General features: G+C 39.6%; 22 protein-coding genes and 1 pseudogene. All 23 read left to right on the top strand.

The window, feature by feature from the left end; translation table 11 throughout:
- Positions 1-16 precede the first annotated feature (16 nt).
- The 23 genes and pseudogenes from HMPREF9182_RS00855 to HMPREF9182_RS00750 all read left to right on the top strand — a co-directional run bounded on the left by HMPREF9182_RS00855 (position 17) and on the right by HMPREF9182_RS00750 (position 23,039).
- On the top strand, positions 17-1,552 hold the full coding sequence (locus tag HMPREF9182_RS00855) for an ABC transporter ATP-binding protein (RefSeq protein ID WP_009443327.1): 1,536 nt from the start codon (positions 17-19) through the stop codon (positions 1,550-1,552).
- The gene (locus HMPREF9182_RS00850) at positions 1,545-2,603 is read left to right on the top strand and encodes an ABC transporter permease (RefSeq protein ID WP_009754598.1); all 1,059 of its coding nucleotides are present in this window, start codon (positions 1,545-1,547) and stop codon (positions 2,601-2,603) included. Before HMPREF9182_RS00855 ends, HMPREF9182_RS00850 begins: the two co-directional genes overlap by 8 nt.
- 1 nt (position 2,604) lies before the next feature.
- On the top strand, positions 2,605-3,561 hold the full coding sequence (locus HMPREF9182_RS00845; RefSeq protein ID WP_009443254.1) for an ABC transporter permease: 957 nt from the start codon (positions 2,605-2,607) through the stop codon (positions 3,559-3,561).
- Positions 3,562-3,654: 93 nt separating this feature from the next.
- Entirely contained in the window at positions 3,655-4,512 is an 858-nt protein-coding gene (locus HMPREF9182_RS00840; RefSeq protein ID WP_009754408.1) for a GNAT family N-acetyltransferase, read from the top strand.
- Between the two features lie 39 nt (positions 4,513-4,551).
- On the top strand, positions 4,552-5,469 hold the full coding sequence (locus HMPREF9182_RS00835; RefSeq protein WP_009754601.1) for a TDT family transporter: 918 nt from the start codon (positions 4,552-4,554) through the stop codon (positions 5,467-5,469).
- A 98-nt stretch (positions 5,470-5,567) separates the two neighbouring features.
- A pseudogene (locus HMPREF9182_RS00830) lies at positions 5,568-6,475 on the top strand (LysR family transcriptional regulator).
- A complete protein-coding gene (gene lspA, locus HMPREF9182_RS00825) occupies positions 6,472-6,939 on the top strand; it encodes a signal peptidase II (RefSeq protein ID WP_009443138.1) in 468 nt (155 codons plus the stop codon). The pseudogene HMPREF9182_RS00830 and the gene lspA overlap by 4 nt, the downstream one beginning before the upstream one ends.
- Entirely contained in the window at positions 6,923-7,810 is an 888-nt protein-coding gene (locus tag HMPREF9182_RS00820; RefSeq protein ID WP_009754346.1) for an RluA family pseudouridine synthase, read from the top strand. The genes lspA and HMPREF9182_RS00820 overlap by 17 nt, the downstream gene beginning before the upstream one ends.
- A 109-nt stretch (positions 7,811-7,919) precedes the next feature.
- Positions 7,920-9,029: a glutamate 5-kinase gene (gene proB / locus HMPREF9182_RS00815; RefSeq protein ID WP_009443885.1), complete on the top strand. Its 1,110-nt coding sequence runs from the start codon at positions 7,920-7,922 to the stop codon at positions 9,027-9,029.
- A 21-nt stretch (positions 9,030-9,050) separates the two neighbouring features.
- The gene (locus HMPREF9182_RS00810; protein WP_009755036.1) at positions 9,051-10,313 is read left to right on the top strand and encodes a glutamate-5-semialdehyde dehydrogenase; all 1,263 of its coding nucleotides are present in this window, start codon (positions 9,051-9,053) and stop codon (positions 10,311-10,313) included.
- 2 nt (positions 10,314-10,315) lie between these two features.
- Positions 10,316-11,122 carry a pyrroline-5-carboxylate reductase gene (gene proC / locus HMPREF9182_RS00805; RefSeq protein WP_009443555.1) on the top strand — a complete coding sequence of 269 codons (807 nt, stop codon included), beginning with the start codon at positions 10,316-10,318 and terminating at the stop codon, positions 11,120-11,122.
- 65 nt (positions 11,123-11,187) lie between these two features.
- The gene (locus HMPREF9182_RS00800) at positions 11,188-11,526 is read left to right on the top strand and encodes a zinc ribbon domain-containing protein YjdM (RefSeq protein WP_009754829.1); all 339 of its coding nucleotides are present in this window, start codon (positions 11,188-11,190) and stop codon (positions 11,524-11,526) included.
- A gap of 7 nt (positions 11,527-11,533) precedes the next feature.
- Positions 11,534-12,169: a Pr6Pr family membrane protein gene (locus HMPREF9182_RS00795; RefSeq protein ID WP_009754431.1), complete on the top strand. Its 636-nt coding sequence runs from the start codon at positions 11,534-11,536 to the stop codon at positions 12,167-12,169.
- A 219-nt stretch (positions 12,170-12,388) separates the two neighbouring features.
- Positions 12,389-12,907 carry a bifunctional pyr operon transcriptional regulator/uracil phosphoribosyltransferase PyrR gene (gene pyrR / locus HMPREF9182_RS00790; protein ID WP_009443443.1) on the top strand — a complete coding sequence of 173 codons (519 nt, stop codon included), beginning with the start codon at positions 12,389-12,391 and terminating at the stop codon, positions 12,905-12,907.
- Between the two features lie 8 nt (positions 12,908-12,915).
- The gene (locus tag HMPREF9182_RS00785) at positions 12,916-14,196 is read left to right on the top strand and encodes a uracil-xanthine permease family protein (RefSeq protein WP_009754382.1); all 1,281 of its coding nucleotides are present in this window, start codon (positions 12,916-12,918) and stop codon (positions 14,194-14,196) included.
- Positions 14,197-14,283: 87 nt separating this feature from the next.
- Positions 14,284-15,201, top strand: a complete 918-nt coding sequence (locus tag HMPREF9182_RS00780; protein WP_009443217.1) for an aspartate carbamoyltransferase catalytic subunit — start codon at positions 14,284-14,286, stop codon at positions 15,199-15,201.
- A 371-nt stretch (positions 15,202-15,572) separates the two neighbouring features.
- Positions 15,573-16,316: a hypothetical protein gene (locus tag HMPREF9182_RS10850; protein ID WP_128080224.1), complete on the top strand. Its 744-nt coding sequence runs from the start codon at positions 15,573-15,575 to the stop codon at positions 16,314-16,316.
- A 12-nt stretch (positions 16,317-16,328) separates the two neighbouring features.
- Positions 16,329-17,870, top strand: a complete 1,542-nt coding sequence (locus tag HMPREF9182_RS09560; protein WP_009754709.1) for a CAP domain-containing protein — start codon at positions 16,329-16,331, stop codon at positions 17,868-17,870.
- A gap of 134 nt (positions 17,871-18,004) precedes the next feature.
- Entirely contained in the window at positions 18,005-18,748 is a 744-nt protein-coding gene (locus HMPREF9182_RS00770; RefSeq protein ID WP_009443854.1) for a DeoR/GlpR family DNA-binding transcription regulator, read from the top strand.
- Entirely contained in the window at positions 18,745-19,656 is a 912-nt protein-coding gene (gene pfkB / locus HMPREF9182_RS00765; protein WP_009755045.1) for a 1-phosphofructokinase, read from the top strand. Before HMPREF9182_RS00770 ends, pfkB begins: the two co-directional genes overlap by 4 nt.
- Positions 19,653-21,596: a PTS fructose transporter subunit IIABC gene (locus HMPREF9182_RS00760; protein ID WP_009754310.1), complete on the top strand. Its 1,944-nt coding sequence runs from the start codon at positions 19,653-19,655 to the stop codon at positions 21,594-21,596. Before pfkB ends, HMPREF9182_RS00760 begins: the two co-directional genes overlap by 4 nt.
- A gap of 216 nt (positions 21,597-21,812) precedes the next feature.
- Positions 21,813-22,187 carry a DUF1149 family protein gene (locus HMPREF9182_RS00755; RefSeq protein ID WP_009443316.1) on the top strand — a complete coding sequence of 125 codons (375 nt, stop codon included), beginning with the start codon at positions 21,813-21,815 and terminating at the stop codon, positions 22,185-22,187.
- On the top strand, positions 22,188-23,039 hold the full coding sequence (locus HMPREF9182_RS00750) for a DegV family protein (protein WP_009754618.1): 852 nt from the start codon (positions 22,188-22,190) through the stop codon (positions 23,037-23,039).
- Positions 23,040-23,075 lie beyond the last annotated feature (36 nt).

Genomic DNA, 23,075 nt, shown 5'->3' with positions numbered 1-23,075 from the left:
AAAGGATAGGATCACAATGACACATGAAAATGTCATCGAAATGCGCGAGATAACTAAAATCTTTGGTGAATTTGTCGCAAACGACAAAATTAATCTCCAGCTTCGTCGTGGTGAGATTCATGCTTTATTAGGAGAAAATGGAGCAGGAAAATCTACTTTGATGAATATGCTAGCTGGCTTGCTTGAGCCGACTAGTGGAGAAATTGCAGTAAATGGACAAGTTGTCAAATTAGACTCACCATCAAAAGCTGCTTCGCTAGGAATTGGAATGGTGCATCAGCACTTTATGTTAGTTGAAGCTTTTACAGTGGCAGAAAATATCATTTTAGGAAGTGAAACCACTAAATATGGTGTTCTAGATATTAAAAAGGCTACTCAGGAAATTAAGGATTTATCTGAAAAATATGGTCTTGTCGTGGATCCGTCTGCTAAAGTTGAGGATATATCTGTGGGAGCTCAGCAACGGGTTGAAATCTTAAAAACACTCTATCGAGGTGCGGATATCCTTATTTTTGATGAGCCAACGGCTGTGCTGACACCTGCTGAAATCGATGAGTTGATGGCTATCATGAAAAATCTTGTTAAAGAAGGCAAGTCTATCATTTTGATTACTCATAAATTAGATGAAATTCGTGCTGTGTCCGATCGTGTAACAGTCATTCGTCGAGGTAAGAGTATCGAAACAGTAGAGATTGCAGGTGCAACTAACCAAGACCTTGCTGAAATGATGGTTGGTCGTTCTGTTTCCTTTACAACTGATAAAAAAGCTTCTGATCCTAAAGAGATCGTTTTATCAATTAAGGATTTAGTTGTCAATGAAAACCGGGGTATTCCAGCTGTTAAGGAATTATCTCTTGATGTACGAGCTGGTGAAATTGTCGGGATTGCTGGAATTGACGGAAATGGTCAAAGTGAGTTGATTCAAGCTATTACAGGGCTTCGTAAAGTAAAATCAGGCAGCATTACGATCAAGGGGCAAGAGGTAGTTGGCTTGTCGCCTCGTAAGATTACAGAAATGCAAGTCAGCCATGTGCCAGAAGACCGACATCGTGATGGTTTGGTGCTCGATATGACTATTTCTGAAAATATTGCTTTGCAGACTTATTACAAAGAGCCACTTAGCAAGAATGGCATTTTGAATTATAATAATATTCACAATTACGCTCGAAAATTGATGGATGAATTTGATGTTCGTGCTGCAAGTGAATATGTGCCTGCATCAGCGCTTTCAGGAGGAAATCAGCAAAAAGCTATCATTGCTCGTGAAGTTGATCGTGATCCAGACCTTTTGATTGTCAGTCAGCCGACACGTGGTTTGGACGTCGGAGCGATTGAGTATATTCACAAACGCTTGATTTCTGAGCGTGACAAGGGGAAAGCCGTCCTTGTTGTCAGCTTTGAATTAGATGAAATTCTTAATGTATCTGATAGAATTGCTGTTATTCATGATGGTAAGATTCAAGGTATTGTATCGCCAGCAGACACAAATAAACAAGAATTAGGAATCTTGATGGCCGGCGGAGAACTAAAGAAGGGAGACTTGAATGTCTAAGAAAACACAGCAGATAACCGTTCCTTTGATTTCAGTCGTTCTAGGTATTTTGCTAGGTGCGATTATCATGTGGGTTTTTGGTTATGATGCAATTTGGGGTTATGAAGAACTCTTTAAAACGGCTTTTGGTTCATTGAGAAGTCTAGGAGAAATTTCTCGTGCTATGGGACCGTTGATTCTAATTGCTCTTGGTTTTGCCGTAGCTAGTCGTGCAGGTTTCTTTAACGTTGGTTTGCCTGGACAAGCTTTAGCTGGCTGGCTGGTAGCCGGTTGGTTTGCTTTGTCATTCCCAGATTTGCCACGTCCATTTATGCTAATTATGACAGTCTTACTGGGGGTAGTTGCTGGTGGAATTATAGGAGCAATTCCTGGTATTTTACGTGCCTATCTTGGTACATCAGAAGTAATTGTTACGATCATGATGAACTATATTGTTTTGTATGTAGGGAATGCTTTTATTCATAGTTTCCCCAAGTCAGTCATGCAAAGTATCGATTCTAGTATTACGGTCAGTGCAAATGCTACCTATCAGACAGAGTGGCTTCGTGCGTTAACAAATAATTCTCGGATGAATATTGGAATTTTCTTTGCTATTGTTGCAGTTATCTTAGTGTGGTTCCTTCTTAAGAAAACAACTCTGGGATTTGAAATCCGTTCAGTTGGTATCAATTCACATGCAAGTGAGTATGCTGGAATGTCAGCAAAACGTACCATTATTCTTTCAATGATTATCTCTGGTGCCCTTGCCGGTGTCGGAGGAGTTGTTGAGGGACTTGGAACTTTCCAAAATGTTTATGTTCAAGGTAGCTCATTAAGCGTTGGTTTCAATGGTATGGCGGTTAGTCTTCTTGCTAGCAACTCTCCGATAGGAATTCCTTTTGCAGCTTTCTTATTTGCTGTGCTACAAGTTGGTGCACCAGGTATGAATGCGGCAACGATTCCTTCTGAATTGGTAAGTATTGTGACTGCATCCATCATCTTCTTTGTAAGTGTGCATTATATTATCGAACGTTTTATCAAACCACGTAAACAAGAAAAAGGAGGTAAATAAGATGAATTTTGTTACAATGCTTAGTTTGTTAGTATCTTCTATGCTTATTTATGCAGCTCCTTTGATTTTTACTAGTATTGGTGGTGCTTTTTCTGAGCATGCTGGTGTAGTAAACGTGGGTCTTGAGGGAATCATGGTAATGGGTGCTTTTTCAGGAGTTGTATTTAATCTGACTTTTGAGAGTACTTTTGGAAGTTTGACTCCCTGGATAGCACTTTTAGTTGGTGGTGTTGTAGGTGTCGTTTTCTCCTTGATCCATGCTCTTGCCACAATTAATTTCCGTGCGGACCATGTCGTCAGCGGAACGGTTTTAAATTTGATGGCACCTGCCTTGGCTATTTTCTTGGTAAAAGCTTTCTATGGTAAAGGCCAAACAGATAATATCCAAGTTTCATTTGGTAAGTTTAACTTTCCAATTTTATCTGATATTCCTGTTCTTGGTGACATATTCTTTAAACACACCAGTATCATGGGTTATATTGCAGTTGCTTTTGCATTTGTTGCTTGGTTTATTATGTTTAAAACAAAGTTTGGTTTGCGCCTTCGCTCTGTCGGAGAGCACCCGCAAGCTGCTGATACACTTGGGATTAATGTTTATCTCATGCGTTACTACGGTGTCATGATCTCAGGATTTTTAGGTGGAGTTGGTGGTGCCATTTATGCTCAATCTATTTCTGTAAACTTTGCGGCCACTACCATTATTGGTCCTGGATTTATTGCTTTAGCAGCGATGATTTTCGGTAAATGGAATCCAATTGGAGCTATGCTTTCTAGTTTATTCTTTGGACTATCTCAAAGTTTGGCTGTTATTGGAAGTCAGTTGCCATTTTTATCACATGTACCAGCTGTTTATTTGCAAATTGCGCCTTATGTCCTAACGATTATTGTGCTTGCTGTATTCTTTGGGCAAGCTGTGGCGCCAAAGGCAGACGGTATCAATTATATCAAGTCAAAATAGAAAGCAGGTTCTTCCTGTTTTCTTTTTTATTGAAGAAGAAATAGGGGTATATATGATATACTAACAGTAGCACTGTCAAATAGGAGAAGAACAATGAAAGTAAAAGTCCGTGTTCAACTATCGGATAAGGAAAGAAATGCTGCTTTTGAAATCGTAAAAGAGTGTAACAAGGTTGATCAAACGTATAGAGTACCTTATTTAGATAATAACTATAATGATGACCCACATATGCCTTCGTTTGTCTTGGCTTATGAGGATGATGTCGTAGTTGGTTTTTTATCCATTTATGCTGATGAACCAAATGAAGCAGAAGTATCTCTATATGTTTTACCAGCTTACCGTTGTCAAGGAATAGGCCGAAGTTTATTGGATGAATTGGCTAAGATCGCTAAGCGTTATCATTTAACAGAGATAAGTTATGTGTCTGAGAATAATTTTATGAAGCAACATCCTGCTTTTATAGATAAGTATATCTACAAAGCTGAGGAAAATGAAATTTGGATGGAACAACTAGGACGCGAGTTTTCATTGAATGAGAAATCTGATTTGAAAGTGTTACTTGCTGACTTAAGTTTAGTAGGAGAGATTGCAGAGTTTCAAGCACAAGCATTTGATAATTCCTTCATTTTGGCTGAAAAGTATGCTAGCGAGTCTATTAACGACGAGAATTGCCTGCTATACGTTCTAAAAAAAGATGGACAAGTTCGTGCGTCATGCTCCGTTGATATTAGCCTTGGAACGAATTACTTATTTGGTTTGGCTGTTCAAGAAGGCTATCAAGGACAAGGTTTGGGGAGCTATCTTGTTCAATCAATTTTAAATGATCTTTATAAACGCAATGGGCGACTTTGCCAAATTGTCGTTGAAGCGCAAAATGTTGGTGCACTAAGACTCTATAATAGATTAGGATTTGAACCAAAGTCAGAAATTATCTATTTAAAAAGAAAGTAGAAAGCCCCATTAGGGATTAGTAAACATGGAGAGTTGTTTATGATTTTGAAAAGAAAAGAACCCTTTTTGGTTCAGTCGGGTTTAGTATTAGGATTATTAGCAATGGGCAATTTAATTGGTCGATTCAGTCAGATGTTACGCTATCTTTTAGCGGGATTGGCCCTTTTCTTCTTGATTCATCTTGTGATTGGAATCGTAACAAATTTTAAACAAGCTCAAAAACAGTTGAAAGATCCTCTTATAGCCTCGGTTTTTCCAACTTTTTTCATGCAGGGAATGGTCGCCTCGACATACATCGCTACCTGGAGTTTTTTAGGAGAGGATGCTCTATTTATAGCTCAAGGCTTGTGGTGGCTAAGTTTTATTGGATTGATAGTATTGATGGCTTATTATCTATTCTCCTTTGTTTTCCCTTTTAAATGGGATAATGTCTATCCAGCTTGGACTGTTTTATTTGTAGGAATCGGTGTTGCTCCTCTTACTATAGCAGTTAGTCAGCAGTTTGTTCTTGGACAAGTTATTTTTTGGTACGGTCTTGTGGCAACTATTTTTGTTTTACCGCTTGTGTTTTACAAGACTTATAAAATTGGTTTGGAAGATAGAGTACGTCCAAATACAACAACGATTTGTGCTCCGATTTCTTTGATGACAGCAGCCTATACGACTACTTTCTCTCATCCGAATAGTCTGATATTGCTTCTCTTATTGATCAGTGGGCAGATTCTTTATCTTTTTATTTTGTGCCAAATCTTTCAGCTGTTTAAACGTCCTTTTTCTGCAGGTTTTTCTGCTTTTACCTTCCCTTTGGTTATCTCTGCAACAGCTTTAGGATCTTCTTTGACAGTCTTTCAATTAGGTCTATTTGGCCATATCTGGTTCTTATGCGAAGTTGTAATCGCCTTAATTGCTACTCTTTTGGTAACAGGATTATACTTGAAAGATATTTTTGAGAAATAAAAACACTGTATGAGGATTTCCAAATTGGAAGTCCTTTATAGCTTTAAGAAACCTTTGTTTTATGATATAATAGCAATAATTTGTAAAAGGAAAATGAGATGAATATTCAACAGTTACGGTATGTAGTCGCTATTGCTAACAGTGGAACTTTTCGAGAAGCTGCAGAAAAAATGTATGTCAGTCAACCTAGTCTCTCCATCTCGGTTCGTGATTTAGAAAAAGAGCTTGGTTTCAAAATTTTTCGTAGAACCAGCAGTGGGACCTTTTTGACAAGGCGTGGAATGGAATTTTATGAGCGTGCGCAAGAATTAGTGAAGGGATTTGATGTTTTTCAAAATCAGTATGCCAATCCTGAAGAAGAAAAAGATGAATTTTCTATTGCAAGTCAACACTATGACTTTTTGCCACCACTCATCACAGAGTTTTCTATTTTATATCCTGAATATAAAAATTTCCGAATTTTTGAGTCTACAACTGTTCAGATTTTGGATGAAGTGGCTCAAGGACATAGTGAACTTGGGATTATTTATCTTAACAACCAAAATACAAAGGGAATCATGCAGAAAATCGAAAAACTTGGTTTAGAAGCTATCGAGTTAATTCCTTTTCAAACGCATATCTATTTGAGAGAGAATCATCCTCTTACCGAAAAAAAGAGTTGATAATGGAGGACTTGTGTGATTTGCCAACGGTTCGCTTTACACAAGAAAAAGATGAATATCTTTATTATTCCGAAAATCTAGTGGATACCAGTGCAAGCTCTCAGATGTTTAACGTGACAGACCGAGCCACCTTAAATGGCATTTTAGAAAGGACAGATGCTTATGCGACTGGATCTGGTTTTTTAGATAGTGCGAGTGTGAATGGGATTACTGTCATTCCTGTCAAAGATGCACTAGATAATCGTATGGTATATGTGAAACGTGAAGAAGTAGAACTAACACAAGCAGGGGATGCTTTTGTGACTGTAATGAAAGCATATTTTGAGAAAAAGAGGAAAGTATGAAAAGAAAAATAGTTCTCCCAATTACTATTTTAGTGTTAATCGTGGTAGATCAATTAGTCAAATGGGCTGTTGTTGGTAACATCAAGCTGGGTGAGGTAAAAGGGTTTATTCCTTCTATTTTAAGCCTAACTTATCTTCAGAATACTGGTGCCGCCTTTTCCATATTAGAAAATCAGCAATGGCTTTTTGCAATTATTACATTGATTGTAATTGGAGGCGCTGTATGGTATCTGATTCGACATTTGCAAGGATCGCTCTGGCTGATTAGTGGTTTGACGCTTATTATTGCAGGTGGCTTAGGTAATTTTATTGATCGACTACGTCAAGGTTTTGTGGTTGATATGTTTCAGTTAGATTTTATTGATTTTGCTGTTTTTAATGTTGCAGATATGTATTTAACGTTTGGAGTGCTGGTATTACTCCTAGTTATCATAAGGGAAGAAAATAATGGAAGTAATAATTAAGGAAGCAGGTGTTCGTTTAGATAAGGCAGTTGCTGATTTGACTGATCTGTCTCGAAGTCTTGCTAATGAGCAAATTAAGAACGGACAAATTTTAGTAAATGGTCAAGCCAAAAAAGCAAAATATACAGTCAAAGAAGGCGACATTATCTCCTATGAACTGCCTGAACCAGAAGTTGTTGAGTATGTAGCTGAGGATATTCCGTTAGAAATCGTCTATCAGGATGAGGATGTAGCAGTCGTCAATAAACCTCAGGGAATGGTTGTCCATCCTTCTGCAGGGCATACCAGTGGCACGCTAGTCAATGCTCTTATATACCACATCAAAGACCTGTCTGGCATCAATGGAGTTCTCAGACCGGGAATTGTCCATCGGATTGATAAGGACACTTCAGGGCTTCTCATGATTGCAAAAAATGACCAAGCCCATGTGGCTTTGGCTGCTGAACTTAAGGATAAGAAATCCCTACGGAAGTATTGGGCTATTGTTCATGGAAATTTGCCTAACGACCGCGGAGTGATTGAAGCTCCGATTGGCCGTAGTGAAAAAGACCGCAAGAAGCAGGCTGTAACGGCAAAAGGCAAGCCAGCTCTGACGCGTTTTCAAGTCTTGGAGCGTTTTGGTGACTATTCCTTGGTCGAGCTTCAGCTAGAAACAGGCCGAACTCACCAAATCCGCGTTCACATGGCCTACATCGGACATCCTGTGGCTGGAGATGAGGTCTATGGACCTCGTAAGACCTTGAAAGGACATGGCCAATTTTTGCACGCGCACACACTAGGCTTCACCCATCCTCGAACTGGTGAAGTGCTGGAATTTACAGCTGAAGCGCCAGCTATTTTTCAAGAGACATTAGATAAGTTAAGAAAATAATAGAAAATGATGCTCCACTCTCTGATTGTAGAGAATTTTGCATCGTTTTTTATTTTTGTATTGAATTTTGGTATAATATTTCAATACTGAAGAAAATGAGTGTGAAGGTATGAAAGCAAAGCGAATTGTATTTAAAGTGGGAACTTCATCATTGACAAACGCAGATGGCAGTCTGTCACGTGCTAAGGTAAAGGAAATTACTCGGCAGTTGGCACTCCTCCATGAGGCGGGGCATGAGTTAATCTTGGTCTCATCAGGAGCTATTGCGGCAGGCTTTTCTTCTCTAGGCTTTAAAAAGCGACCGACCAAGATAGCAGACAAACAAGCTTCAGCTGCGGTTGGACAGGGCTTGCTCCTCGAGGAATATACAACCAATCTTCTTTTGAAGCAAATCATTTCTGCTCAGATCCTTTTGACGCAGGATGACTTTGCAGATAAACGGCGTTACAAGAATGCTCATCAGGCCTTGTCTGTCTTGCTGAATCGCGGCGCTATTCCTATCATCAATGAAAATGACTCAGTGGCTATCGAGGAGCTCAAGGTCGGGGATAATGATACGCTGAGTGCACAAGTAGCGGCCATGGTTCAAGCAGATCTCCTGGTGCTTTTGACAGATGTAGATGGACTCTACACAGCCAACCCGTCTACCAATCCAGATGCACGGCGACTTGAAAAGATTGAGAAGATTAGCTCTGAGCTGATTGATATGGCAGGCGGTGCAGGAACGAGCAATGGAACTGGCGGTATGCTGACAAAGATTAAGGCTGCAACTCTGGCGACCATGTCTGGTGTTCCGGTCTATATCTGCTCCTCGCTCAAGACTGATGCTCTGCTGGAAGCTGTGGAGGAGACCAAGGATGGCAGTCTCTTTTTGGCTCAGGAAAAAGGTCTAAAAACGCAGAAGCAATGGCTGGCTTTCTATGCTAAAAGTCAAGGGGAAATCTATGTAGATCAAGGAGCAGCCGACGCTCTCAGAAATAATGGAAAAAGTTTGTTGGTGTCCGGACTTGTATCTGTATCAGGGAGCTTTGCCTATCAGGATACGGTGACAGTTTACGAGGAAGGCGGCGGAGCTATTCTTGGTAAAGGGCGAGTGCGTTTTGGCAAGTCAGCTCTTAAAGATATGCTCAAGTCCAATAAACCTAAGGGTGTCGTCATTCATCGGGATGATTGGATTTCATTGACACCGGAGTTAAATGATTTATTTGCAGAATTTTAGAAGACAGGGAAAGGAGAAGCGATGACCTCAACACAAGCGATTTTTGAAAAGGTCCAGAAAGTCAAGAAGACGATTAATACAGCCACAACAGTTGAGAAAAACCATGTTCTAGAAGAAATGGCAAAGCAGCTCTGGCTTTCTCGTGCGGACATTTTAGCAGCCAATGAATTGGATATGACCGCAGCAAAAGGTAAGATTTCAGATGTGATGCTGGATCGCCTCTATCTGGATGAGGAGCGGATTGCTACCATGGCAGAGGGCATTCGCCAGCTGATTGACTTGGAGGATCCTGTAGGGCAAGTCTTGGAAAGGACTGAGCTTGATAACGGTCTTGTCATCAGTAAACAGCGAGTGGCCATGGGCGTGATTGGGATTATCTACGAAAGCCGGCCTAATGTCACCTCTGACGCTGCGGCTCTGGCACTAAAGAGTGGCAGTGCAGTCGTTCTCAGAAGCGGCAAGGATGCTTATCAGACTGCGCTAGCTATTGTCACAGCTCTGAAAAACGGCTTGGCTCAGACGGAGATTTCGCCGGATTGTATCCAGTTGGTTTCTGATACTAGTCGGGCTTCCGCCCAGGCTATGATGAAGGCCAAGGGCTATCTGGATTTGCTCATTCCTCGTGGAGGTGCGGGACTGATTCAGGCGGTCGTGGAGAATGCGACTGTGCCGGTTATCGAAACAGGTACTGGAATTGTTCATATCTATGTAGATAAAGACGCTGATCAGGACAAGGCTTTGGCGATTATCGAGAATGCCAAGACCAGTCGCCCCTCTGTCTGCAATGCCATGGAGGTACTTCTGGTTCATGAAGAGATTGCAGCAGCATTTTTGCCACGTTTACAAAAGATTTTGGTGACAGATCGTGATGCTGTACAAGAAAAGTCTGTTGAATTACGTTTGGATGAGAAAGCGGCACAGTATATCTCGGGCTCGCAAGCTAGACCGGAAGATTTTGATACCGAATTTTTGGATTATGTCTTAGCGGTCAAGCTGGTTTCTTCGCTGGAAGAAGCGGTGGAGCATATTGAGGCTCACAGCACTCATCACTCGGATGCCATTGTGACGGAGAAGTCTGCAGCGGCAGCTTACTTCACAGAGCAGGTGGATAGCGCAGCGGTTTATGTCAATGCCTCAACCCGCTTTACAGATGGCGGTCAGTTTGGACTTGGCTGCGAAATGGGGATTTCTACTCAAAAACTACATGCCAGAGGTCCTATGGGACTGAAAGAGTTGACCAGCTATAAGTACGTCATTCAAGGAACTGGTCAAGTGAGGAAATAAAGATGAAAATTGGATTTATCGGTTTGGGAAATATGGGTGGCAGTCTCGCTCGCCTGGTTGCCCAAGATGAAAGATTTAGAAGTGAATTACTCCTGGCTAATCGCAGTCGTGACAAGGCTGAAAAGATTGCTGCAGAACTTGGTGGTCAGTCGGCCAGTAATGCTGAGGTTTTTGCACAAGCAAATGTTATTTTTCTAGGGATTAAACCAGCTCAATTTACTGACTTGCTGGCTGAGTATCAGGAGATTCTAGAAAAACGTGAGTCTATTTTGCTGGTTTCAATGGCTGCAGGTTTGACCTTAGAGCTCTTAGAAAAATTGACCTCTAGCCACCATCGTTGGATTCGGATGATGCCTAATACACCAGTAGCTGTAGGTGAGGGTGTTATTAGCTATGCCTTGTCTCAGCAGGCGAATCAAGTGGACGAAGATTTGTTACAGGAGATTCTATCTTCTGCCGGTCTTTTGCTCAAACTAGAGGAAAAGCAGTTGGATGCGGCGACAGCTCTTGCTGGCTGTGGACCAGCTTTCGTATATCTCTTTATAGAGGCCTTAGCGGATGCTGGTGTCCGAGCAGGACTCAGTCGCGACATATCCCTGCAGCTAGCCAATCAAACTCTCTTAGGCGCTGCCAAGCTAAGTCAGGTCAGTGGGCAACATCCGGCCCAGCTCAAAGACCAGGTCTGCAGTCCGGCCGGTTCGACCATTGCTGGAGTAGCTAGTCTGGAAGAAAATGCTTTTCGAGGAACGGTCATGGATGCTGTTCAGGCTGCCTACGAAAGGACGCAGGAGTTAGTAGACAATCCATAAGCGATTTGTCAAAAGGAAAAGAATAGAGTATAATATACCAGTATATTTTTAAAAGGGAGAAGAAAATGAATACATTACCAAACTGTCCAAAATGTAACTCAGAATATGTCTATGAAGATGGGACGCTTTTAATTTGCCCAGAATGTGCTCATGAATGGAACCCAGCTGAAGCTCAAGAGGTAGAAGAAGGAGTGGTAGCTATCGATGCCAATGGCAATAAGTTGGCTGATGGTGACACTGTTACCCTAATCAAGGACTTAAAAGTCAAAGGTGCACCTAAGGATCTCAAGCAAGGTACACGTGTGAAAAATATTCGCATTGTAGAAGGCGACCACAATATCGACTGTAAGATTGACGGCTTTGGCGCTATGAAGCTTAAATCCGAATTTGTTAAGAAGATCTGAGGTTGATATGAGCCGTACATTCATTTTTGCTTACAGAATTCTATTATTAGTTTTAGCTTTTTTAGGAGTTTTTCTCGAAATCAGTAAATATGGTTGGGGAATGCTCATGTATTATACAGTTTTGTCCAATCTATTAGTCCTAATCTTTACGGGCTATATGGTTTATTTGATGGCTAGAAAAGATGAGACTTGGAAGTCGCCGGTTTTCTTAAGAATTAAGGGTGGCGTTACCATGTCTATCATGATCACTTGTGTAGTTTATCATGTTATGCTTGCACCAATTGCAACTGATTTTTATCGTTTAGAAAACTTTCTTTGCCATTACATTGTTCCCTTAGCTTTTTTGATAGATACATTGGTATTTGATAAAACGAGACAATATCGATGGTTTGATCCGATTTCTTGGTCTGGATTGCCATTAGTCTACATGGCTTTCGCACTATTTAATGGCTTTTTCTTGAAAATTAATATTCCGAATGCAAAAGATAATCCATTTCCATATTTCTTTTTGAATGTTTTTAAATATGAATGGCCTTATGTTATCAAGAGATGTTTGATTATTTTTGTGGCTTATCTAGTGTTTGGTTTTGTCTTTTATGGCATCAAGTCTATCACTTTTACAAAAAGCAAGAAACAAGCCTAGCAAATATTTTTTATAAAATGACATTTTTTGCTTGCAGTATATTTTCGACTATGATATAGTATTAACAATTAAATAATCCTTTAATTCTATCCAGAGAGATAGGCAAGGAGCAAGTGAAAAGATAGGCGTATTGTATTTCTTTTTCGTTAAGTACAGTCTATCTATATTTTCTGAAATCTCCTTGTATAAGGAGATTTTTTTAGTGTTTAGGAGGTAAAAATGAAAACAAAAGAAGTTGTTGATGAGATCACAATGAATCGTGCCATTACGCGGATTACCTATGAAATCATCGAACGTAACAAGGATTTGAGTCAGGTCGTTCTTGCTGGAATCAAGACTCGAGGAGTTTACTTGGCCAATCGTATCCAAAAACGTTTAGCCCAGTTAGAAGGAATTGATATTCCGGTCGGAGAAGTGGATACAAAAGCCTTTCGTGATGATATGAAGGTTGAAGAGGATACGACATTCATCCCAGTGGATATTACAGATCGTCAGGTTATTCTGATCGATGATGTCCTCTATACAGGTAGAACTATTCGTGCAGCGATTGATAATTTGGTCAGTCATGGTCGCCCGTCTAGAGTTGGATTGGCTGTTTTGGTAGATCGTGGTCACCGAGAGTTGCCGATTCGAGCAGACTATGTTGGGAAGAATATTCCGACTAGTCAGACTGAGAAAATTATTGTTGAGATGACCGAAATAGATGGTCAAGATCGTGTTTTAATTATGGGGGAGTAGTAAGATAGATGAATCAAGAAGTTAAATATGATGTTCATGATATGCCAAAACCAGGCCTTCTTTTAGGTTTGTCATTCCAGCATTTGTTCGCTATGTTTGGGGCGACCGTGCTTGTTCCAATTTTAGTAGGAATCGATCCAGCAGTTGCCCTATTCTCAAGTGGTCTAGGAACATTAGCACACTTAATGGTTACTAAGTATAAGATACCTGCTTATATGGGTTCTAGCTTTGCTTATATTGCAGCTATGCAATTATTGATGAAGACAGATGGCATTGGTGCAGTGGCCCAGGGAGCTATCACAGGAGGCTTAGTTTATTTCATCGTGGCTTTGGTTGTCAGATTTGCTGGTAATGCATGGATTGATAAAGTGCTTCCGCCAGTAGTCGTTGGTCCAATTATCATGGTAATAGGTCTCAGTCTGGCTGGTACAGCTGTTAGCGATGTAATGAATAAGACTTTAGCCAATGGTGAGAAAGTTTATGATTTGACCTATTTTACCATTGGAATGGTAACACTCTTAGCTATTATTCTCTTTAATATCTATGGGAAAAAGATTGTAGGCATTATTCCAGTCTTACTAGGCTTAGTTGTCGGTTACCTCTTTAGCTTGCTGTTAGGTGCTGTCACTGGGCAGGAAATTGTCTCTTTTACTAAGGTTGGAGAAGCATCTTGGTTTCACCTGCCACCGATGAGTTTGCCTTTCTTAGACTATGATGTGAAATTTTATCCTAGTGCAATCTTGACAATGGCACCTATAGCCTTTGTCACTATGACAGAACATTTTGGTCATGTCATGGTATTAAATAGCCTAACTGGAAAAGATTTCTTCAAGGATCCTGGTTTGGATAGAACTCTGACTGGCGATGGTCTGGCTCAGGTTATTGCAGGGCTTTTTGGAGCGCCACCAGTGACCAGTTATGGAGAGAACATTGGAGTCATGGCACTTAATAAAATTTATAGCGTTTATGTCATCGCTGGTGCAGCAGTGCTAGCTATTGTCATGAGCTTTGTTGGTAAGGTATCAGCCCTACTCCAATCTATCCCAAGTCCTGTACTAGGTGGTATTTCCATTGCACTATTTGGTGTGATTGCTTCAAGTGGGCTTAAAATTCTGATTGAAGCACAGACTAACTTTGATAATAAAAAGAACTTATTGATTGCAAGTGTTATTCTTGTATCTGGTATCGGGGGTCTAACCTTGCAGTTGTCGGGGCTTCAAATCTCCGGAGTGGCTCTATCAACTGTTTTAGGAATTGTCCTTTATCTTGTTCTACCTGAGCCTAAATAAAAAATTATTAAGTTCATTTTTTAAAATTTGTCGTCCAATCTAGGAGTCTTGCTCCAATCATCACATCTAAAAACAGGAGATTAGCATATGTCATCAAATCAAATCGCACTTAAAAACCTTGTTTCTATGGAAACTCTGTCAAATGAAGAAGTTATGGCCTTGATTAAACGCGGAATCGAATTTAAAAATGGGGCTAAAGCCCATTATGATGAGCAGCATATCGTGGCTAACCTTTTCTTTGAGTCATCTACTCGGACCCACAAAGCCTTTGAAGTAGCAGAGTTGAAGTTGGGCTGTGATCTTCTGGACTTCGATGTCAAGACAAGCTCGGTCAATAAAGGAGAAACCTTGTATGACACCATCCTGACTATGTCTGCCCTTGGCGTCGATGTTTGTGTCATTCGCCATCCTGAAGTGGACTATTACAAAGAGCTAGTGGAAAGCCCAACCATTACGACTTCCATCGTTAACGGAGGAGATGGTTCTGGTCAGCATCCTAGCCAAAGCTTGCTGGATTTGATGACCATTTATCAAGAGTTTGGTCGCTTTGAAGGGCTCAAGGTTGCGATTGCTGGTGACTTGGACCATTCACGTGTGGCTAAGTCAAATATGCAGATTCTCAAGCGCTTGGGGGCCGAGCTATACTTTGCTGGTCCGGAAGAATGGCGGAGCCAAGAGTTTGCGGACTATGGTAAGTTTGTCACTATTGATGAAGTGATTGAAGAAGTGGATGTCATGATGTTCCTGCGCGTGCAGCATGAGCGCCATGACTACGAGTCCATCTTTTCTAAAGAAAATTACCACAAATTGCATGGTCTGACTCAAGAGCGGTATGACCGCATGAAAGATACAGCGATTCTCATGCATCCGGCTCCAGTTAACCGTGATGTAGAAATTGCGGATCATCTGGTTGAAGCACCAAAATCACGTATCGTTGAACAAATGACCAACGGCGTCTTTGTCAGAATGGCAATTATTGAAGCGATTCTAAAAGGTCGTCAATAAAAATGACAAAAGTTAGGGAATTGTAAAGAAATTTTAACTATATAAAAAGGTTTGCGATAAGAGGATCTCAAACCTTTTTATATATAATAACTTTTTAGGCATAGTAGCAAATTAACTAAAGTCTATTTATGATTTTACAAACCAAAGTATTTCTCTAATAAAATTTTATAATTGTATTTATATCTTCAATAGAAAATAATTTAGCAAACAAGTCATCAAAATGTAATCAAATTTCTATTAAAAAGACATGAATAATAACTTGGCTTTTTACATAAGCATGATAAAATAATTTTATAGAGTAGTGCCAAAATATTTATATGATATTATGAAAGAAGGGATACAAGGATGAAAAAAAGCTAGGGAAATCCATGGTGGCGACTGGAATAGCAGCAACAACACTGATGTCAGGTATGTTGGGAAATCAGATTAAAGCAGAAGAGGTATCAAAACCAGCTGAAAAGAATCAAGCCACCCAACAGATGGATGCAGATAGACAAACTAATGCAGAAATTTCAAAAACTCAGGCTGAGCTAGCAAAGGCGCAGGAAGAATCGCAAGAAGAGGCTGTGAATAAAGCTAAAAGTGAATATGACACTGCCCAAGAAGCAAATCAAAAAGCACAAGAAGAGTTGAAAGAAGCAGAACAACAAGCAAATACTACAGCACTTGCTGATGCTCAAAATGAAGAAATTCAAACAAAAGCAGAAGTAAGTAGCAATATAGTAAATCTGACAGATGCTCAAAATAAGGAAGCATCTGCTCAACAAGCAATTCAAGAGCAAGAAAATAAAGTTATCGGTCAACAAAGCTTAGTTGATTTGGCTGAAAAAGAATTAGCAGAAGCTAAAGCACCTATTGCACGCGAAGAGCAAGAGCTAGCTCAAGCAAAAGTTGAAGAAGAACAAGCAATAAAAGATCTTGCCTTGAAAAAAGAGAAACTTGCCGCAATTCAAAACAAAGGAACTCAGGCTCCAGACAATGCCACACAGTTAGAACAGTCAATCTTATCTAATCAAGTAGAATTAGATAAGATTAAAGAGGAAATCAAGAAGAAAGAAGCAGAACTAGCAACAACGCCACAAAAGAAAATTGTGATGCAAGCTGCTGATTTTTGAACAACTAACTATGTGCATATTCTTAATTACTTACAAGAAAATGGACAAACACCTGAAGTGAGAGAAGCTGCTTCAAATGCTCTATCCTTGTATAAACAAGCAAAAAAAGAAGATGGACTAACAATAGGCACAGACTCCACTAGTTCAGCAAGTCTTGAAAACAATTTTAAAGCGATCGAAGTGATTCGTGCAATAAATCGCTATCGTGTTCAAGCTGGTCTACCTGAGCTATATGTAGATCCATATGCTAATGTAGCGAGCCAAATTCAATCAGCTTTCTTTGAAAAAAACGGTCGCCATATGTTTAAGTATATCAAAAACGAAAATGTGGCCATTAGCTTTTCACCAGAAAAGTCTGTTGATTTTTGGCATAGCGAAAAAGCACTCTATCAAAAAATTGCTGCTCAATATAATTTGCCGACAGACGAGAAACAGTTAGATGCAAATGCCATTTATCAGAAAATCGGCGCTGAAACTTTTGCAAGAGTAGGACATTACCTGCAAATGATGGATAATAAGGCGACTGCTATCTCTGCCTCTTATAACACAATCCCAAATGCCTATAGTTCTGTTTATGGAACTGCGGCTGTTGGATTTCACCATGTTGGAAATACAGCCCAACGTTTACAAAATAAGACTCTGTTGAGCCTATCTGATTATGAACAGTTACTAAAAAGTGCCACTCAACCAAGAATTGTTGAAAATGAGAGAGCAACTGTTCTAAAAAATGAATTGGCAGCTTTGAGAGTTGAAAAAACGAATCGTGAAGTAAAAGCAGGTATTCTTGCTAGTCAGCTGAATGACGGCAAATTACAGGCTCAAAAGCAAGCTCAGTTAGTAGCCAACGCACAATACCAAGTATTAAATGCTGAAAGCAAGTTAGCTGCCGCAAGAGAAAATACAGTTGCTAAACGAGCAGCGTTAGATAATGCAAGCAAACAATTTGAAACTTCTCTTCAACCGAAAAAATTAGCACTTCAGCTTGCTAAAGAAAAATTAGCAGAAGAAACTGCTAAATTAGAGAGATTAAAAGCAGAATTGCAAACACTAAAACAAAATACTTTAAGTGCGCAAGAACGCTTAGCAGACTCAAAAACTAGGTTGAAAAATATACAGGAAAAAGTTGATCAATTAGCTAAAGCGCCTCAAAAGGTATCTACCGCACGACAAACAACATCTTCTAAGAAGGCAGATCTTTCTAAAAAAGAAAATAAATTGCAACAAGAGGAATCGCTACTAAGCCTTTATAGAGAGGTTACAGCGAAACTAGAAGATAAGCAAAGAAAGTTGCAGACTAAAGCGACAGATAATACTTCTTCTATATCTCATTTATCAACAGTGAAAGCTACTTCAACAAAACCTGCTGATGCTAAAAACCTTTACAAAGGTGATGCAGTGATGTCTGCAAAGAATCAAGCTTCTCAATCTAAAAAAGAGAAGAGCCTACCTCAAACAGGTACGAATGCTGAGTACTTCAGCTTGCTTGGTTTAGCAACTGGTATAGTTGGCGTAACTATTGCAAATGCGTCAGAAAAGAAAAAAAGATATCAATAATCGACTAAATAGAGGAGTGAGATGTGTCTCATCCTCTTTTTTTATAAAACATTGAAAGGAAATGACAGAAAATGCTTGACTTTGAAAATTTTAAGAGTATAATAATTGATGTAAGCAGTTACAGGAGAAAAAATATGCTAAAATCAGAACGAAAACAAGTTATTTTGGAGCAATTAAAACATCATAGAACTGTTTCTCTAGAAACCTTGGTTCAAATTCTAAATACTTCTGAATCAACCGTTCGACGTGATTTAGACGAGTTGGAAAACGAACAGAAACTTCGTCGAGTTCATGGTGGTGCTGAGAGCATCCGCTTCTTACAAGAGGAAGAAAGCAACCAGGAAAAATCTATCAAAAACATTCACGAGAAGCAAAAAATTGCAGAGAAAGCCGCTAGTTTAATACAAGATAACGACGTGGTGTTCATTGATGCAGGGACGACGAATGATTTTTTAATCCAAGCTATTGAACACTCACAAGTGACGATTGTGACGAATTCGATCCACCATGCTTCAAAGTTAGTTGAACGAAATATTCCAACGGTTATTATCGGTGGTAGTGTGAAGCGTTCAACAGATGCTAGTATTGGTGGTGTAGCACTGAATCAAATTGGTCAACTGAATTTTGATAAGGCTTTTCTTGGAATGAATGCTATTGATAGCAATTTTTTTACCACGCCAGACATGGAAGAAGGAGCTGTTAAGCGAGCAATTTTGGAGAATGCGAAAAATACGTATGTTCTAGCTGATTCCTCTAAGTTGGGAGAGACATCATTTGTCAAAGTTGCGCCAGTATCCAAAGCAAGTATTATTACAAATCGCTACAAGTCAGAAGTGGTTGAAGTTTTGAAAGGGAAAACGGAGGTGATTGAAGTATGATTTATACAGTTACACTAAACCCATCTATAGACTATATCGTTCGCTTGGACGAGGTCTTAGTGGGAAGTGTCAATCGAATGGATAGTGATGATAAATTTGCTGGCGGTAAAGGAATTAATGTCAGCCGAGTTCTCAAACGTTTAGGCATCGAAAATACAGCAACTGGATTTATCGGAGGCTTCACTGGGAAATTCATAAAAGATACACTTGAGACGGAAGGGATCACTTATCGCTTTGTAGAGGTAGATCAAGATACACGCATTAATGTCAAAATTAAAGCGGATTCGGAAACAGAAATAAATGGATCTGGACCTGAAATTTCAAATCAAAAACTAAGTGAGTTAAAGGAGTTTCTGACTTCATTGTCCTCGAAAGATACAGTAGTTTTTGCAGGTAGCAGTCCGAAAAATCTAGGAAATATTGTCTACAAGGAGTTGATTGGTCTGACCAGAAAGACAGGAGCGCAAGTCGTCTGTGACTTTGAAGGACAGACTCTCTTGGATTCCTTGGAGTTTGAGCCACTTTTGGTCAAACCTAACAATCACGAACTTGGTGATATTTTTGGAGTCAAGCTAGAAAACTTGGATCAGATTGAGAGTTATGCACGCCAAATTTTAGAAAAGGGTGCTCAGCATGTGATTATTTCCATGGCTGGAGACGGGGCTTTGTTGGTAACTCAAGATGGTGCTTACTTTGCTGAACCTATCAAAGGCCATGTAAAAAATTCTGTAGGTGCTGGTGACTCTATGGTGGCTGGTTTTACCGGAGAGTTTGTCCGTTCTGGTGATGCAGTAGAAGCTTTCAAATGGGGAGTAGCTTGCGGAACAGCAACCACCTTCTCAGATGATTTGGCGACAGCTGATTATATAAAAGAAATCTATGAAAAAGTAAAGGTAGAAAAAATATGAAAATTCAAGACTTATTAAGAAAAGACGTCATGTTGTTGGACTTGCAGGCAACAGAGAAAAACGCTGTTATCGAAGAAATGATTCAGAGCCTAGTGGATCATGGCTATGTGACAGACTTCGAGACTTTCAAAGAAGGGATTTTGGCTCGTGAAGCCCTGACATCTACTGGTCTAGGAGATGGAATTGCTATGCCCCACAGCAAAACTACCACTGTCAAAGAAGCGACTGTCCTTTTTGCCAAGTCAAATAAAGGCGTAGATTACGAAAGTTTGGATGGCCAACCGACTGATCTATTCTTTATGATTGCTGCTCCAGAAGGGGCTAACGATACTCACTTAGCTGCTCTTGCTGAACTGTCTCAATATCTAATGAAGGATGGTTTTGCAGATAAATTACGTCAAGTGACTTCACCTGATCAAGTGATTGAGCTTTTTAACCAAGTAGCGGAAAAAACACAAGAAGTGAATGCTGTAGCATCTGCTACTGAAGATGGAGATTTCCTAGTTGCTGTAACAGCTTGTACGACAGGAATTGCACATACCTACATGGCTCAAGAGGCCTTGCAAAAGCTTGCAGCTGAAATGGGTGTCGGCATTAAAGTTGAAACCAATGGAGCTAGCGGTGTTGGAAATAAGCTGACAGCAGAGGATATTAAGAAAGCTAAAGCTGTTATTATTGCAGCAGATAAGGCAGTTGAAATGGACCGTTTTGATGGAAAACCATTGATCAATCGTCCTGTTGCAGATGGTATTCGTAAAACAGAAGAATTGATCCATCAAGCATTATCAGGTCAAGCTCCTATCTATCATGCTAGCCATCAAGCTAGTGCAAGTCAAGTAAGCTCTGTAGGTGGTTTTTACAAGCACCTTATGAGCGGGGTTTCTCAAATGTTGCCTTTCGTAATTGGTGGTGGTATTTTAATCGCCCTTGCATTCTTATTTGATCAATTTATGGGAGTTCCTAAAGACCAGTTATCTAATCTTGGTTCTTATCATGAAGTTGCAGCATTGTTGAAAAATATAGGTGGCGCAGCATTTGGTTTTATGCTACCAGTACTTGCTGGATTTGTTGCCTTTTCTATCGCAGAAAAGCCAGGATTAGCTCCAGGTTTTGTAGCTGGTAGTTTAGCTGCTGCGGGTGCTGCTTTTGGAAAAATTCCATTTGCATCTGGCGGTGAAGCTACGCTTTCTCTAGCAGGAGTATCATCAGGTTTTCTTGGAGCACTAGTGGGTGGATTCTTAGCTGGTTACACGGTAAACTTTCTAAAAAAAGCTCTTGCTAGTTTGCCAAAATCTCTTGAAGGGATTAAGTCTATCTTGCTTTATCCTTTACTAGGAACTTTCTTAACAGGATTCTTAATGCTTTTGGTCAATATTCCAATGGCTGCTATCAATACTGGTTTAAATAATTTCCTTGAAGGTCTGAGTGGAACTTCAGCGGTCTTGATGGGATTGGTAGTTGGAGGTATGATGGCTATCGATATGGGAGGGCCATTCAACAAAGCAGCTTATATCTTTGGTACTGGAACTCTTGCAGCAACAGTAGCTTCAGGCGGATCGGTAGTCATGGCTAGTGTAATGGCTGGAGGCATGGTTCCTCCACTTGCAGTTTTCATTGCAACCTTGTTATTTAAAAATAAATTTACTGAAGAAGAAAGAAACTCTGGTTTGACAAATATTGTCATGGGATTATCCTTTATAACAGAAGGGGCTATCCCATTTGGAGCAGCGGATCCTATGCGTGCTATTCCAAGCTTTATTGCCGGTTCTGCTTTGGCTGGTGCATTAGTTGGCTTAGCAGAAATAAAATTAATGGCGCCCCATGGAGGTATCTTTGTAGTTGCTCTCACAACAAACCCGCTCCTTTACTTAGTCTTTGTTTTAGTAGGAGCAGTGGTAAGCGGACTTCTATTTGGATATTTGAGAAAGCCATTGAAATAATGAATGAATTTTCAAAGAATCTCTTAGGAGGTTCTTTTTGTATTTCTTTTGAAGCATCGGAAAATGAAACAAACTTTTCCAACGAGTATTAGAACTAAGAGAAATATATTAAGAGATACTATTTAAAAAAGCATGAAGAAGCGCAGTAAGGATTTGTAGTCAGTCGTTAAAAAATATGCTATAATGTTAGTAACGCAAAATTTTAGGAGAAATACAATGGAATTACAACGCGAAAAAGAATTCGTTAGCCAATATCATTATGATGCACGCAACTTTGAATGGGAAAAAGCAAATGGTACTCCAGAAACAAAAGTAGATGTTAACTTTCAATTATTAAACCGTGATGAAACAAATCAAACGACTTCTTTGGTCGTCATTTTAAATTACATGATTGTTTTTGATGCGTTTGTTATTAGTGGCGTTATTTCTCAAGTAAATCATATCCAAAATCGCCTTGTTGGAGAGCCAAATGAGTTCAGCCAAGAAGAAGTTGAGCAACTAGCTAGACCAAGCTTAACAATGCTGAACCGTTTGACTTATGAAGTAACTGAGATTGCCTTAGATTTGCCAGGTATTAATTTGGAGTTTTAAATGAAGTTAGCTGTTATTACAGATTCATCGGCCTATTTTGACGAAAGTTATACTCAAAAAGAGAATCTCTTCGTCCTTGATATTCCTGTTGTTATCGATGGAAATACCTATATTGAAGGAAAAAATCTAACTTCTGAAGACTTCTATAAAAAAATGGCTTTGTCTTCTGAGTTACCTAAGACGAGTCAGCCTAGTATCGCTGAGTTGGAAGAGACACTTTCAAGATTATCACAAGAAGGATATACCCATGTGATTGGGCTTTTCTTATCAAGTGGTATTTCTGGTTTTTTCCAGAATATCCAATATTTAAAAGAAGAATTTTCAAACTTAGAAATTGCTTTCCCAGACTCCAAAATTACGAGTGCACCCTTAGGAATCATGGTTAGTTCAGCCCTTAAATGGGCAGAAGACGGTCTAACTTTTGATGAAATTCTAGATCGACTTGCGCTTCAAATTAAGGCAACTGGCGCATTTATTATGGTAGATAACCTAAACCATCTTGTAAAAGGTGGCCGTCTATCAAACGGTGCTGCCATTTTAGGAACTTTACTTAGCATTAAGCCTATTCTATATTTTAATGAGCAGGGTGTTATTGAGGTTTTTGAAAAGATTCGTACAGAAAAAAAGGCGACTAAGCGTTTAATTGAAATCGTTCAAGAACGTACATCTAATGAAAAATATGAGATTATTGTTATCCATGCGAATGCTTTAGAAAAAGCAGAAGCTTTACGTGAGCTTTTACTTGAAAGTACTGGATCTACAAGAATCTCTTTGGCTACTTTTGGTAGTGTTATCGGTACACATCTTGGTGAGGGAAGTATCGCCCTAGGCTATATTCCTATTTTCGAGTAATCTTAGGATGTAGCTTTATTCAATCCTAAAACACCT

This window comes from Streptococcus sp. oral taxon 056 str. F0418 (assembly GCF_000220065.1).
In the GTDB taxonomy this organism is placed as follows: Bacteria; Bacillota; Bacilli; order Lactobacillales; family Streptococcaceae; genus Streptococcus.
This window is presented reverse-complemented; position numbering and strand designations above follow the sequence as displayed.

Bases quoted from the DNA above. Each gene is read 5' to 3' on its own strand.
- HMPREF9182_RS00855 (WP_009443327.1), top strand. From the start codon at position 17: ATGACACATGAAAATGTCATCGAAATGCGCGAGATAACTAAAATCTTT.
- HMPREF9182_RS00850 (WP_009754598.1), top strand. From the start codon at position 1,545: ATGTCTAAGAAAACACAGCAGATAACCGTTCCTTTGATTTCAGTCGTT.
- HMPREF9182_RS00845 (WP_009443254.1), top strand. From the start codon at position 2,605: ATGAATTTTGTTACAATGCTTAGTTTGTTAGTATCTTCTATGCTTATT.
- HMPREF9182_RS00840 (WP_009754408.1), top strand. From the start codon at position 3,655: ATGAAAGTAAAAGTCCGTGTTCAACTATCGGATAAGGAAAGAAATGCT.
- HMPREF9182_RS00835 (WP_009754601.1), top strand. From the start codon at position 4,552: ATGATTTTGAAAAGAAAAGAACCCTTTTTGGTTCAGTCGGGTTTAGTA.
- lspA (WP_009443138.1), top strand. From the start codon at position 6,472: ATGAAAAGAAAAATAGTTCTCCCAATTACTATTTTAGTGTTAATCGTG.
- HMPREF9182_RS00820 (WP_009754346.1), top strand. From the start codon at position 6,923: ATGGAAGTAATAATTAAGGAAGCAGGTGTTCGTTTAGATAAGGCAGTT.
- proB (WP_009443885.1), top strand. From the start codon at position 7,920: ATGAAAGCAAAGCGAATTGTATTTAAAGTGGGAACTTCATCATTGACA.
- HMPREF9182_RS00810 (WP_009755036.1), top strand. From the start codon at position 9,051: ATGACCTCAACACAAGCGATTTTTGAAAAGGTCCAGAAAGTCAAGAAG.
- proC (WP_009443555.1), top strand. From the start codon at position 10,316: ATGAAAATTGGATTTATCGGTTTGGGAAATATGGGTGGCAGTCTCGCT.
- HMPREF9182_RS00800 (WP_009754829.1), top strand. From the start codon at position 11,188: ATGAATACATTACCAAACTGTCCAAAATGTAACTCAGAATATGTCTAT.
- HMPREF9182_RS00795 (WP_009754431.1), top strand. From the start codon at position 11,534: ATGAGCCGTACATTCATTTTTGCTTACAGAATTCTATTATTAGTTTTA.
- pyrR (WP_009443443.1), top strand. From the start codon at position 12,389: ATGAAAACAAAAGAAGTTGTTGATGAGATCACAATGAATCGTGCCATT.
- HMPREF9182_RS00785 (WP_009754382.1), top strand. From the start codon at position 12,916: ATGAATCAAGAAGTTAAATATGATGTTCATGATATGCCAAAACCAGGC.
- HMPREF9182_RS00780 (WP_009443217.1), top strand. From the start codon at position 14,284: ATGTCATCAAATCAAATCGCACTTAAAAACCTTGTTTCTATGGAAACT.
- HMPREF9182_RS00770 (WP_009443854.1), top strand. From the start codon at position 18,005: ATGCTAAAATCAGAACGAAAACAAGTTATTTTGGAGCAATTAAAACAT.
- pfkB (WP_009755045.1), top strand. From the start codon at position 18,745: ATGATTTATACAGTTACACTAAACCCATCTATAGACTATATCGTTCGC.
- HMPREF9182_RS00760 (WP_009754310.1), top strand. From the start codon at position 19,653: ATGAAAATTCAAGACTTATTAAGAAAAGACGTCATGTTGTTGGACTTG.
- HMPREF9182_RS00755 (WP_009443316.1), top strand. From the start codon at position 21,813: ATGGAATTACAACGCGAAAAAGAATTCGTTAGCCAATATCATTATGAT.
- HMPREF9182_RS00750 (WP_009754618.1), top strand. From the start codon at position 22,188: ATGAAGTTAGCTGTTATTACAGATTCATCGGCCTATTTTGACGAAAGT.